General features: G+C 61.6%; 13 protein-coding genes. 5 read left to right on the forward strand and 8 right to left on the reverse strand.

From position 1 onward, the window contains the following. Positions 1-50: 50 nt before the first annotated feature. Positions 51-1,196: an acyl-CoA dehydrogenase family protein gene (locus tag PCS43_RS22995; RefSeq protein ID WP_007730036.1), complete on the reverse strand. Its 1,146-nt coding sequence runs from the start codon at positions 1,194-1,196 to the stop codon at positions 51-53. Between the two features lie 140 nt (positions 1,197-1,336). On the opposite strand from PCS43_RS22995, the gene PCS43_RS23000 reads away from it, so the two are divergent. Further along, a complete protein-coding gene (locus tag PCS43_RS23000) occupies positions 1,337-1,936 on the forward strand; it encodes a TetR/AcrR family transcriptional regulator (protein WP_238592626.1) in 600 nt (199 codons plus the stop codon). A 632-nt stretch (positions 1,937-2,568) separates the two neighbouring features. Here PCS43_RS23000 and PCS43_RS23005 read toward each other — a convergent pair. After that, positions 2,569-2,853 carry a hypothetical protein gene (locus tag PCS43_RS23005; protein WP_139182788.1) on the reverse strand — a complete coding sequence of 95 codons (285 nt, stop codon included), beginning with the start codon at positions 2,851-2,853 and terminating at the stop codon, positions 2,569-2,571. Positions 2,854-3,486: 633 nt separating this feature from the next. Between PCS43_RS23005 and PCS43_RS23010 the strand changes: the two genes are divergently transcribed. Further along, entirely contained in the window at positions 3,487-4,065 is a 579-nt protein-coding gene (locus tag PCS43_RS23010; protein WP_209909957.1) for a DUF7822 domain-containing protein, read from the forward strand. Positions 4,066-4,126: 61 nt separating this feature from the next. Beyond that, positions 4,127-5,539: an FAD-binding oxidoreductase gene (locus PCS43_RS23015; protein WP_125052069.1), complete on the forward strand. Its 1,413-nt coding sequence runs from the start codon at positions 4,127-4,129 to the stop codon at positions 5,537-5,539. A gap of 8 nt (positions 5,540-5,547) precedes the next feature. On the opposite strand, the gene PCS43_RS23020 is transcribed toward PCS43_RS23015, so the two are convergent. Further along, positions 5,548-6,789: an RNA polymerase sigma factor gene (locus PCS43_RS23020; RefSeq protein WP_003940594.1), complete on the reverse strand. Its 1,242-nt coding sequence runs from the start codon at positions 6,787-6,789 to the stop codon at positions 5,548-5,550. Positions 6,790-6,795: 6 nt separating this feature from the next. Next, positions 6,796-7,140: a YciI family protein gene (locus PCS43_RS23025; RefSeq protein ID WP_007730031.1), complete on the reverse strand. Its 345-nt coding sequence runs from the start codon at positions 7,138-7,140 to the stop codon at positions 6,796-6,798. 140 nt (positions 7,141-7,280) lie between these two features. On the opposite strand from PCS43_RS23025, the gene PCS43_RS23030 reads away from it, so the two are divergent. Continuing rightward, complete coding sequence (locus tag PCS43_RS23030) at positions 7,281-7,757, forward strand: DUF309 domain-containing protein (RefSeq protein WP_003940372.1); 477 nt, start codon at positions 7,281-7,283, stop codon at positions 7,755-7,757. Continuing rightward, positions 7,757-8,395, forward strand: coding sequence for an LON peptidase substrate-binding domain-containing protein (locus tag PCS43_RS23035; RefSeq protein ID WP_209909960.1), 639 nt, complete (start codon positions 7,757-7,759; stop codon positions 8,393-8,395). The genes PCS43_RS23030 and PCS43_RS23035 overlap by 1 nt, the downstream gene beginning before the upstream one ends. Before the next feature lie 6 nt (positions 8,396-8,401). On the opposite strand, the gene PCS43_RS23040 is transcribed toward PCS43_RS23035, so the two are convergent. From PCS43_RS23040 to PCS43_RS23055, 4 genes are read right to left on the reverse strand one after another with little or no spacing between them, the layout of a single operon-like run. Next, positions 8,402-9,217 (reverse strand): mycofactocin-coupled SDR family oxidoreductase, encoded by an 816-nt coding sequence (locus tag PCS43_RS23040; RefSeq protein ID WP_007730029.1) that lies wholly within the window; start codon positions 9,215-9,217, stop codon positions 8,402-8,404. Between the two features lie 58 nt (positions 9,218-9,275). After that, positions 9,276-9,902, reverse strand: coding sequence for a LutC/YkgG family protein (locus PCS43_RS23045; protein WP_058037934.1), 627 nt, complete (start codon positions 9,900-9,902; stop codon positions 9,276-9,278). Next, positions 9,899-11,419 carry a LutB/LldF family L-lactate oxidation iron-sulfur protein gene (locus PCS43_RS23050; RefSeq protein WP_058037935.1) on the reverse strand — a complete coding sequence of 507 codons (1,521 nt, stop codon included), beginning with the start codon at positions 11,417-11,419 and terminating at the stop codon, positions 9,899-9,901. Before PCS43_RS23050 ends, PCS43_RS23045 begins: the two co-directional genes overlap by 4 nt. Beyond that, entirely contained in the window at positions 11,416-12,165 is a 750-nt protein-coding gene (locus PCS43_RS23055; protein WP_058037936.1) for a (Fe-S)-binding protein, read from the reverse strand. The genes PCS43_RS23050 and PCS43_RS23055 overlap by 4 nt, the downstream gene beginning before the upstream one ends. Between the last annotated feature and the right edge of the window lie 4 nt (positions 12,166-12,169).

A 12,169-nucleotide genomic window follows, 5' to 3' on the forward strand; every position in this document is an offset into this window, starting at 1 on the left:
CGGGTTCGGGAAGTGGCGGTTGCAGTGACGTATCGACTGCAGTTGCGAAATTACAGGCCGAGATCGCGGCCGATGAGTTCCTTCATGATCTCGTTGGATCCGGCCCAGATCTTGGTGACGCGGGCGTCCATCCACGCGCGAGCGGCGCGGTACTCGGTCATGAAGCCGTAGCCACCGTGCAACTGAACGCAGTGATCGAGGACCTCGTTCTGCACCTGCGCGGTCCACCACTTAGCCTTGGCGGCGTCGATGGCGGTCAGCTCGCCGGCAGCGTGTGCCGCGACGCAGTTGTCGACGTAGGCCTGGGTGACCTCGATGCGGGTGACGAGATCCGCGAGAAGGAATTTGTTCCACTGCAACGAGCCGATCGGCTGACCGAAAGCCTTGCGGTCCTTGGCATATTGCAGCGTCTCTTCGAGGATCGGAGCGGCGTGCGCGATGTTGGACACCGCAGCGCCGACGCGCTCCTGCGGCAGCATTTCCATCATGTGGATGAAGCCGCGGTCGATCTCACCGATGATGTTGGTGGACGGCACGCGAACGTTCTCGAAGAACAGTTCGGCGGTATCGGACTCGTGCTGGCCGACCTTGTCGAGCTTGCGTCCGCGCTCGAAGCCTTCCATGCCGGTCTCGACGGCAAAGAGGGTGATGCCCTTGGACTTCTTCTCGGGACTGGTCCGAGCCGCCACGATCACGAGGTCGGCGTTGTAGCCGTTGGTGATGAAGGTCTTGGAGCCGTTGATGATCCAGTCGTCGCCGTCCTTGACCGCAGTGGTCTTGAGCGAGGCGAGGTCGGATCCACCGGAAGGCTCGGTCATGCCGATGGCCGTCAGCATCTCACCGGTGCAGAACTTGGGCAGCCAACGCTGCTTCTGCTCTTCGGTGGTGAGCTGAACGAGGTAGGGAGCAACGACGTCGGCGTGAATGCCGAAGCTCGAGGCAACAGCTGCACTGGCGCGCGAGAGCTCTTCGGCCAGAACCGCGTTGAAGCGGTAGTCGCCGGCTTCGCTTCCGCCGTACGCCTCCGGAACCTCGAGTCCGAGGAAGCCGTTGCGTCCCGCTTCGAGCCAGATTTCACGATCGATGAAGCGCTGGTCGATCAGCTTCTCTGCGACCGGAAGGATGTTCCGGTTGACGAATTCGCGAGCAGATTCGCGAAATGCCTCGTGATCGGGTCCGTACAGAGTGCGACGCATGACGAGTTGCTTCCTTTCGGCGTGGCAAAGCCACACGTAACGATGTTCCTAAGCATTCGCTTAGAATCTAAGCACCTGCTTATGGTGAATCGAGAGCGGGATATTGTCAACATCGAAATCCGTCACACATGGAGGAAACCGTGAGCGATTCACCTGACGTGGTGATCAGCCCCTCCAAAGCTGCGGCCCGTATCCGCGCGGCAGCCGTGGACGCTTTTGCCTCCGCGGGCTACGGCGGCACCACCACCCGTGACATCGCCGCGCGACTCGACATGAGTCCCGCCGCCATGTACCCGCACTACCGCTCGAAAGAAGAGCTGCTTTTCGCGATCAGCTTCGAAGGCCACACCGAAGCGTTGAAGGTGGTCGAGGGCGCCGACCGACCTGGTGAAGAACCGTCCGTTCGCTTGCAGGAACTGATCAGCACCTTCGCCAGTTGGCAGGCCGGGCACCACTCACTCGCTCGCGTCGTCCAGTACGAACTCACTGCCCTCACACCAGAGCACTACCGAACCGTCGTCGCTCTTCGCCGCAGCACGACGCGGGTGGTTCGGGAGGTTGTCGACGCCGGCGTCCGGTCGGGCGACTTCACGATCCCTGATGCCGAAGGCGTCACCCTCGCCCTGATGTCCCTGTGCGTCGACGTGTGCCGCTGGTTCCCAGCCGGCAATTACACGAATCCGGAAGACATCGGAAAACTGTACGGAGACCTGGCATTGAGGATGGTGGGCGCGAGCTAGTCCGACACCCTTGTGTTCGGATTGCGCTGATTCTGGCTGTCGAGTGAGACATTGCCGGTGGTTGATTAGACGTTTCTTCGGATACCGTCGGCCACAGCAAATGGGATCCGGGGCCCGTAGAGAGCCAGCTTCGCTCCGCACGGATATACCGACATGTACTGATGAGGGGTCGTTGTTGAGGTTTCACACATGGAAACGGCTAGATCTCGCAGGGCGGCAAGCATCGCAACTCTGGGTGTGGCGATACTTGCGGCGCTGAACGCTCGGCGCGCGTATCAACGGCAGGATAGGTTGTTTGCACATAACGTCCGCTCGTCGACGCAACAGGAAGACTCTGGTCAATTTCGATTGCCACCGGCGGAATCTATCGACGCGGCTCACAAATTCTCGCGCGGGAGGTTTTGGTGGGGACTAGTGTCCACCACTATCCTGAGCTTGTTCTGCACGGCCATTCTGTGGGCCGAAGGTTGGCCACAATCAGCCCCCGAAGGCAAAATCGACAAGTGGTTGAGCAACGTGACCGGTTGGGTCGACCCAGGGACATCGCTGACATTTTCTTTGGCAGTCCTCGGTTTGATCGCTACCATTACCATCTCGGTGAGCTTCGCGACTCCAAGCCGCAGCGTAATCGATCAGGTCGAAACAAACTTCTGGAGTGCGGTGCTAACGGGATTTTCGGCGGTATCGTCGATGGTTGCATTCACGGTTTCTTTGGTGGCTTGGCCCTCAACGATCGGAGTGCCCAGGCTGGCCACAGGCGTCGCTGTGCTATCGACACTCGTTGCGTTCGGCTGCTTGGTGCTGACTGCATCGATCAGGCTTAAGACCGACAATGCAGCGATGCGTCGCCGGTCCATCAGCCAAATCAACCAAAAGATCAACCAGCTTGAAAATCGTCGGCAAGAGGTTTTCGGCATGTCAGCCTCAGTATCCACACGAAACTTTCGATCAGTTTTCATACTTATTGTGCACTGCCTGGCCGTCTCGCTCTTGTTCGCGTCCCTCGCATACAGCGTAATTCTGCTAGCCCCTGCCTCTGAGCCCAAGTCCTTCGGTTGGTCGTTTACTTCTGCGATTATCGCTACTTCAGCTATTTGGTTTTTTACCCACTTACGGTGGTCGGTGTATCGGTCCACACGGCGGTGGAAACTGGAAACAACTTCGAAGTTTTACGCGCTGCTATGGGTCGCATTCATTACCCTGTTCTTTGTCGCTGACCTCCCTAGCACTTGGACAGTCGCTGTTTTTGGTGCATTTCCTCTGATCTCGGCCGCCCTGGTGAGTTTGTCGCGTCCAGACAGAATATTGTGGGGCCCTGTCAGATGCGTTCGATGGTTCGCACGGCCGGTGTGGGATGAAGTTGACCGCTCTCTTCAAATTCAACTCGGAGAATTGAGAATCCGAGAAATTGCGCGTCGCACTGCACCTTTGCGAATGTGACAGAGATGACTTAGGCCCTACGAGACGCTCCGACACATTTTGAAGGCATTTCGACGTATGGGTCTAGATCGCGCGCGTCGCAGGTCCCGACCGCAGAAAGGACTCGGCCAGTGGCCAACCGCACCTATCTCTACTCGACTCCTGTTGCTCCGCATGAGAATCCGGCTGCCGCTCGCGCCCGAGGTCTCACCGGTATCTCCGAGTGGTCGTACGCGATACCGCTGGTCCCGAGGATCCTTGTGTCCGTGAATCCCTTCGCCCAACAGTCGATCATCTGGGACGACACCCCCGACCTGATCGCGGTCACCGCGCCCTGTGGTCCTGGTATCGCCCGGCTCGAAGACTTCCTCGGCCGAATCGATCACCCCGAACTCGGCACGATGGCCGGCGATGCGCTGCGTTTCCTGCGCAGCCACACCGAACCCGACCACTACTTCGTCCTCGAGTGCGGCGAGATCTTCGACATGGACGACGAACCGTTCGCCGAACAGGGCACGGCCCTGATGACCGGTCTGGCGGACATCGACGCCGAGATGGAGGCGGCGCTGGCCACACTCGCACCCGCCAAGCCGCGCTTCTGGGAGCGACTGTTCACGCCGACTCAGGAGAGCGTCGAGGAACCGCTACGCGAACTCGGCCTCGATTACTGGTCCGAGACCCTGTACTTCGATCTCGACGTCCCGCGATAGGCGAACCGAGCATCCATCAGTTTCAGACCAGTTGGTCCGCAAACAGGTACCCTCGGATTTCGTGTCCGACTACGCCACCGATCTGCCAACCGCTGCGTCCACCGTCCTCGGCGGTTGGGGTCGCACAGCCCGAACTACCTCGCATGTCGTTTCGACTCCTGATGTAGAGGCGATCGCAAAGGCCGTCGCCCGCGTCGCAGAAGACAACGCGGACAAGCCGTTGCACCTCCGACGTGGAGTCATCGCTCGTGGTCTGGGCCGGTCTTACGGAGACAACGCGCAGAACACCGGCGGCTTGGTCATCGACATGACCGCCTTCCGTCGAATTCACAAGATCGATGCCGAGTCCCGTCTCGTGGAGATGGACGCGGGAGTCTCTCTCGATCAGCTGATGCGCGCGGCGCTACCATTCGGTCTCTGGGTACCGGTACTCCCCGGAACACGCCAGGTAACCATCGGCGGAGCGATCGCCTGCGATATTCACGGCAAGAACCACCACACCGAGGGCAGCTTCGGAAATCATGTCCGCTCGATGGATCTGCTCACTGCTGACGGCAGTATCCGAACACTGGAGCCGCAAGGCCCGACATCCGAACTCTTCTGGGCTACCGTCGGCGGGATCGGACTGACCGGGATCATCCTGCGCGTCACCCTCGAGATGACACCGACCGAAACGGCATACTTCGTCAACGACGGCGCACTGACCGCAGGCCTGGACGAAACCGTCGCTTTTCACAGCGACGGCAGCGAAGCCGACTACACGTATTCGAGCGCCTGGTTCGATGCAGTCAGTGCGCCGCCGAAGCTCGGCCGGGCCTCGATTACGCGTGGTTCGTTGGCGACCGTCGACCAGCTTCCGCTGAAATTGCAGAAGAATCCGTTGAAATTCGATGCACCACAACTGTTCACGACACCGGATGTTTTCCCCAACGGCTTGATGAACAAGCTATCGGCGTCAGCGATCGGCGAGTTCTACTACCGCACTGGTGGCAACTACATCGGGAAGGTGCAGAACCTGACGCAGTTCTACCATCCGCTCGACCTCATCGGTGAGTGGAACCGTGCCTACGGGTCCAAGGGATTCCTGCAATACCAGTTCGTGGTGCCCGTCGACGCGGTGGACGAATTCAAGAGCATCATCCGCGATATCCAGCGTTCGGGACACTACTCAGCTCTCAACGTCTTCAAACTTTTCGGCGAGGGAAACGCAGCGCCACTGAGCTTTCCGATGTCCGGGTGGAACGTCGCCTTCGACTTCCCGATCAAGTCAGGCCTGGGTGAGTTCGTCGCCTCCCTCGACAAACGGGTACTCGAATTCGGCGGTCGCCTCTACACCGCCAAGGACTCTCGGACTACCGCAGCAAGCTTCCACTCGATGTATCCGCGAATCGACGAGTGGATCCAGATACGCAGAAATATCGATCCGACAGGTGTTTTCGTGTCCGACATGGCCCGAAGACTCGAATTGGTCTGAGGCGCCGATCAGTCGGAGATCTCACCCAACCGACGCTCCAGGTAGGCCCGCTCCGGTTCCGTACCAACGAGTTTCAGAGCTTGTCGGTACGCGGATGCCGCTGCGTCGGTGCGCCCCAACCGAGCAAGTAGTTCGGCTCGTGCAAGGTGATACGGATGGTAGTCGGCAAGTTTGGGCTCCGCTGCCAGTTCCTCCAGCGCAGTCAGCCCGACTTCCTCGCCGTCGCGCATCGCCAACGCTACTGCCCGATTGACGGCCACGACCGGCGACGGAGTCAGCGTGAGGAGCACTCCGTAGAGAGCGCAGATCTGTGGCCAGTCGGTGCTCTCCACATCGGCGGCCTCGTCGTGCAATGCGGCGATAGCGGCCTGCACCCCGTACGGCCCCGGCGCTCCCCCGGTCAACGCGACTACGACGAGGTCGCTGCCTTCCTCGATCATCGGCTGGTCCCAGCACCCGCGATCCTGATCTTCGAGGAGGACGATCCCGCCGGCGGCGTCGGTACGGGCATCCCGACGCGCGTGGACGAGAAGCATCAATGCAAGCAACCCGGCGATCTCGCGCTCATCGGGAAGCAATGCGCGCAAGATCCTCGCCAGCCTGATCGCCTCCACCGCCAGGTCGACGCGTTGCAGATCCGGACCCGAACTCGCTGCGTACCCCTCGGTGAACACCGAGTAGATCACCTGCAGAACACCGGGCAAACGTTCCGGGAGTTCTTCGGCGCTGGGAGTGCGGAAGGGAATCCGAGCCTGACGGATTTTCTTCTTCGCGCGCACGATCCGCTGCGCCATCGTCGCCGAAGGAACGAGGAAGGCCCGAGCGACTTCGGGCGTCGTCAACCCGCCGAGGCAACGCAAGGTGAGTGCGATTCGGTCGTCCTCGGCCAGCGCTGGGTGCGAGCAGGTGAAGAACAGCTGCAACCGCTCGTCGGGAAGTTCTCCGTCGACCGTGGGCGGCGCCGGGTCGGCACGATCGGCGTCCACCTGCATCACCGCCAATCGCGCCGCATAGGCCTGATCACGACGAAGCCTGTCGACGGCTTTACGACGCGCCGTGGTCAGCAGCCAGGCGCCGGGTTTAGCCGGCACTCCGTCCACGGGCCAGTGCACCAACGCGGCCTCGACGGCTTCGGAGGTGACTTCCTCGGCCAGATCCAGATCACCGAAGCGGCGGACGAGCGAGGCCAAGAGTCGTCCGCGTTCCTCCCGGAACACTGACTCGATGGAGTTCTCGGCCTGCTCGTCCACGGCGAATCAGTCCCCGAACCCGGCCAGTGGACGCACCTCGACGCTGCCGCCGTCGCGCGCGCCGGGGCACCGCGCGGCCCAGGCCAGCGCCGCATCCAGATCAGGGACGTCGATGACGTCGTAGCCGCCGAGGATCTCACGGGTTTCAGCGAAGGGTCCGTCAGTGACGGTCTTTTCTCCGGACTGCGAGACCCGAACCGTCGTCGTAGTCGTCAGATCGGCGAGGGCATCGCCGGACACCCAGATCCCGGCATCCTTCATTTCCTTGTCGTATTGCTGCCAGTCCTCGAACGTGCACTGGGGTTCGGTGTCTCCGCCGGGTGCGGTGTAGATGAGCAACATGTACTTCATGACTGACTCCTTGGTCTGTTGTTTTTCTTGCGGCTTTCCTGCCTTACAACATGACGACGAACGGTTCTCCCCGGAATCGACAGGCGACTCGAAAAAACTTTTGGCGGGTTCGTCCGAGGCGCTGCCGTTAGGCTGAGTGTATGACCGAACGCGACCGGGACGCCGCTGGGAAACCCCTCAATTCGCGGCCCCGTGACGGACTCGGACGTCCACTGCCACGCGACGCAGCGGGCGGTGTCCCGCGCATTCCGGACGATGTACGCCTGCCACCAGACGAGTCGATCACCGAGGCGCAGCGCCTCCTCGACCACGGCATGCCTTTCCACGCACACGAGATTCTCGAAGGAACGTGGAAAAGCGCGCCGCCCGAGGAACGTGACCTGTGGCAGGGACTGGCTCAGTTGGCCGTCGGGCTCACCCATCTGCTTCGGGGCAACAACACCGGCGCCGTCTCACTCCTCGGCCAGGGTCACGACCGCATCAGGCACTACGAGGTCGAGAGTCCGCACGGCCTCGATATCCCCGGTCTACTGACGTGGTCCGAGCACCTGCTCGCCGAAATCGATCGCCCCGGCGATTTCCCCGCCCCTCCGATTCCGAGGTTGAGAATCCCCTGATGCCCATCTTCCCCATGTTTCCGCTCGGCTCCGCTTTGCTACCGGGTGAGGTGTTGCCCCTGAACATCTTCGAACCTCGGTATCGCGCACTGGTCGAGAACGTTCTCGAAGCTGCCGACGGCCCACTGTTCGGAGTAGTGCTCATCGCTCGTGGCCACGAGGTCGGTGGCGGCGAATCACGTCACGACGTCGGCACTCTGGCTCGGATCGAGTCTCATGTCGCCATGGGTGCCGGGCGGTATCAGTTGTATTGCCGGACCGAAGACCGCATCCGGGTCAATCGATGGCTGCCGGACGATCCCTACCCACTTGCCGAGGTCGAATTGTGGCCTGACGAGAACAACGGAACACCAGTCACTGCTTACGAATACGACTCGCTCCTCGAGCGCATCGAGTTCATGTACGGAATGTTGGGAAAGCTCGCACTTCGGGCCGGCGAACAGACTCCGCGAATGCCCGTCCCACCGGATCCCTTGGATCCGCTGGGTTCTCGGCTGTATGCCCTCGCCAGGAGCATTCCGATGAGTGACGCCGATCGCCTGGCGATTTTGACCGCGCCAGGCGCCGACGAACGTATTCGCACACTATCGGAGGCAGTCGAGAACACCATCGAGGTCGCGCAGTTCAATCTCCTCTGAGCGCAACTACGCCATCGTCTGACCCATGTCGATGACGATCTTCGTCCCGGTGACCGCGCGGGAGAGGTCCGTCGCGAGGTAGACGACGGCGTTGGAGATGTCCTCGACGGTGGTGCGCGGGACGGACGTGAGCGGCCACTTGTACGAGTTCATGTACTCCGGATGAGTAGTGAGTACCTTACCGACGTTGGGATCGTTGCCCATCTCGGTCTCCACCGCGCCAGGGTGGATGGTGTTGACTCGAATGTCGAAGCTTCCCAATTCTGTTGCAGCAGTGCGAGCCAAACCCACGAGGCCGTGCTTGGCCGCCGAGTAGTGCGCGCAGCCGGGCGCTTCGGCGACGCCGGCAGCACTGCTCACAATCACGATGGAACCACCGTTGCCGGCTTCGATCATTGCAGGAACCGCAGCTGTCATCGTGCGCCAGACACCATTGAGATTGATGTCCACCAGCGTCGACCACTGTTCTTCAGGCATCTCCCAGAAACGGTTCCACGTAGCGATGCCCGCATTGGCAATCACGACGTCGAGGCGACCGAACTTGTCGACGCCCGACGCCACCGCCGCCCGCAGCGCCTCAAGGTCACGGACGTCCGCTACAGCGGTGACGATCTCGCGCCCCTCCGCTCGCACGAGACGAGCCGTTTCTTCGAGGTCGGCTTCAGTCGCGGCCGCGTAACCCACGTCTTCGGACACCGACGCGCACACGTCGACAGCGATGACGTCTGCACCTTCCTGCGCGAGTCGAATCGCGTGATTGCGTCCCTGACCCCGCGCTGCACCGGTGATGAAAACGACCTTGCCTGCCAACAGTTGTGTCATGGCCGGGACGTTAGACGCTGATGAGGCCGCCTGCCTGTGAGTTCCCGCTCGACGGGAATCAACCGTCGACGATGACGACGTGAAGATTCCTCGGACCATGGACACCTTCGACGCGCTCGAGTTCGATGTCGGAGGTCGCCGACGGGCCGCTGATCATGGTGGTGGGGCGCTCCGGTGTCAGCTTCGCAATCGCCTCCGGCACTCCCACTTCCACACTGCTGCGATACACGACGCAGATGTGTGTGTCCGGTACCAGTGTCAACGCACGGCGTCCCTGCGATGGACCGGCGTCGAGGAAGATGGTGCCGGTTTCGGCGCACGATACCTTCGAGCCGGTGACAACGGCGTCGAGGTTCTCGAGTTCAGGAGCCGGTACGTCCGGGCTGTCCACCACCAGCGTTCCGTCGAATCCGGCTACCCATGATCGGTCGAGGCCGGCGGGGATCCCCAGAGTGTGTAGTCCGTGCTCTCTCAGTATTCCGGCGACGGCCTCGGCGATTTCTGTTGCAGCGCAATGGTGAACGTGCGCCTTGTAGTCCACCAGACGGTCGACGAACAAATCGATGAGTTCCTCGTCGGACATGGTTCTGCCAGTCCGGTAGTTTCGCGGTATCTCGCCTTCGCGGGCGGGCGCCAAGGTGATGGCATCACGAATGCGTCCGAGCACCACGTCACGTGAATTCATCTGTCTGCCTTCCCGTCACGACGAGCCTCGTCCAATGCCGCGCGGCCTTCGTCGGAGTCCCACCAGGATCGGAAGGTCTGCTTGGGCGGTGCGGGAATGTCTCTGGCAGCTGTCCAACCGTTCAATGGAGGTGGCAACGTAGAGATCTTCCCTTTCCTGCCGGCCACGACGCGTCCGAGCCCGGCAGCTTTCTGAGCCAACGTCCACCGTCCCTCGGTCGACATCGCCAGAGAGGCGGCTTTCATCGCCAAAGACTCTGCTGTGACACCGGATTGCTCGACCTTCTGGTGCCGCAATTCGACGAGCAGCGAGGGTATGTCGATCTTGACCGGGCAGGCGTCGAAGCACGCACCGCACAGACTCGAGGCAAAGGGAAGCGTCGAGTTGGGATCGTCTTTGCCATGCATGCCCGCGAGCTGCGGAGTCAGCACCGCGCCGATCGGTCCCGGATAGGTCGATCCGTAGGCGTGACCGCCGGTGCGCTCGTAGACCGGGCACACGTTCAGACACGCCGAGCACCGTATGCAGCTCAGGGCTTCCCTCCCGATCTTGTCGGCAAGCGCGGCAGTCCGACCGTTGTCGAGGAGGACCAGGTGGAACTCCTGTGGACCGTCGTCGGGCGTGACGCCGGTCCACATGGAGGTGTACGGGTTCATCCGCTCCCCCGTCGAGGACCGCGGCAGCAGTTGCAGGAAGACCTCCAGATCCTGATACGTCGGCAGAATCTTCTCGATGCCCATCACGGTGATCAGTGTTTTCGGCAGCGTCAGGCACATTCGCCCGTTGCCCTCCGACTCCACGACGGTCAGAGTGCCCGTGTCCGCGATGCCGAAATTGGCGCCGGAGACGGCGACCGGCGTCGTCATGAACTTGTGGCGTAGAAACTTTCGTGCAGCGGCGGCAAGTTCGGCCGGGTTCTCCCCGAGGTTCGGATCGACATCTGGCATCTCACGCAGGAATATCTCCCGAATCTCGGACCTGTTGCGATGGATCGCGGGAACCAGGATGTGCGACGGTTTGTCGTGGCCGAGTTGGACGATCAATTCCGCGAGATCGGTCTCGTAGGCGGCGATTCCGTGGGCTTCGAGATGCTCGTTGAGACCGATCTCCTGCGTGGCCATCGACTTGACCTTGATGACCTCGTCGGAGCCGGTGGCTTTGACAAGTTCGGTCACAATGGCGTTGGCCTCGTTGGCATCTGCCGCCCAATGCACCTGCCCACCGCGCGCGATGACTGCAGCTTCGAACTGTTCGAGCAGTTCCGGCAACCGCGCCATGACGTCGGCCTTGATCGCCGAACCCGCATCACGCAGGTCTTCCCAATCGGGAAGCTCTCCAGTCACGTTGATGCGCTTGGCACGGATGGTGTGCGTCGCCTTGCCGATATTGCGTCGCAGTTGCGCGTTGGCCAGCTCGTGATGTGCTGCGACGGGGAATTTCTCAGTACCTCGCAGGAACCCTGCACCCTCGGGCGACCTCGGCGGGAAGCTGGGCAGACCCAGCGTCACAGCGCTCATGCGGGCACCCGGCTTTCCACCGACGCCAGAATCTCCGCGAGGTGAATGGTCTTGGCGCCCATCTGCAGTCGTGACATACCGCCGCCGATGTGCATGAGGCAGGACGAGTCTCCGGCGCTGCAGAATTCGGCGCCGGTGTCCGCAACGTGGCGAATCTTGTCCGCCAGCATGGCCGTCGAAGTCTCCGCATTCTTGATGGCGAAGGTGCCGCCGAATCCACAGCAGGAATCTGCTTCGGGGAGTTCGACCAGATCGATGTCGCGGACGTTGCGCAGCAACTGAAGTGGCTTGTCCCCCACCCTCAACATGCGCAGTGAGTGACAGGTCGGGTGATAGGTGACTCGGTGCGGGAAGTACGCGCCCACATCGGTGACCCCGAGAACGTCCACGAGGAATTCGGAAAGCTCGTACGTCTTTGCCTTCACGGTCTGCACCTGTCCACACAGCGACGCGGTGCCGTAGCGCTCGGCGACGATCTCGTGTTGATGACGGACCGAGCCGACGCACGACCCCGATGGTGCGACAACGGCGTCGATCGACGCATCACCGAAAGTATCGGCGTAGTTCGCGACCAGCGGTAGTGCGCCCGGCTGATAGCCGGTATTGACGTGCATCTGCCCGCAGCAGGTCTGCCCGGACGGAAACACGACGTCGTGCCCGAGACGGGTGAGCAGGAGGGCGGTGGCCTTGACGGCGTCGGGAAACATCGTGTCCCCGATGCAGGTGGCGAACAGCGCTACTCGCATGTGG

This window comes from Rhodococcus sp. C-2 (genome assembly GCF_027854095.1).
GTDB lineage: Bacteria > Actinomycetota > Actinomycetes > Mycobacteriales > Mycobacteriaceae > Rhodococcus_F > Rhodococcus_F qingshengii.

Bases quoted from the DNA above. Each gene is read 5' to 3' on its own strand.
- PCS43_RS23005 (WP_139182788.1), bottom strand. From the start codon at position 2,853: ATGCCGAAAACCTCTTGCCGACGATTTTCAAGCTGGTTGATCTTTTGG.
- PCS43_RS23050 (WP_058037935.1), bottom strand. From the start codon at position 11,419: ATGAGCGCTGTGACGCTGGGTCTGCCCAGCTTCCCGCCGAGGTCGCCC.
- PCS43_RS23030 (WP_003940372.1), top strand. From the start codon at position 7,281: ATGACCGAACGCGACCGGGACGCCGCTGGGAAACCCCTCAATTCGCGG.
- PCS43_RS23055 (WP_058037936.1), bottom strand. From the start codon at position 12,165: ATGCGAGTAGCGCTGTTCGCCACCTGCATCGGGGACACGATGTTTCCC.
- PCS43_RS23025 (WP_007730031.1), bottom strand. From the start codon at position 7,140: ATGAAGTACATGTTGCTCATCTACACCGCACCCGGCGGAGACACCGAA.
- PCS43_RS22995 (WP_007730036.1), bottom strand. From the start codon at position 1,196: ATGCGTCGCACTCTGTACGGACCCGATCACGAGGCATTTCGCGAATCT.
- PCS43_RS23035 (WP_209909960.1), top strand. From the start codon at position 7,757: ATGCCCATCTTCCCCATGTTTCCGCTCGGCTCCGCTTTGCTACCGGGT.
- PCS43_RS23045 (WP_058037934.1), bottom strand. From the start codon at position 9,902: ATGAATTCACGTGACGTGGTGCTCGGACGCATTCGTGATGCCATCACC.
- PCS43_RS23040 (WP_007730029.1), bottom strand. From the start codon at position 9,217: ATGACACAACTGTTGGCAGGCAAGGTCGTTTTCATCACCGGTGCAGCG.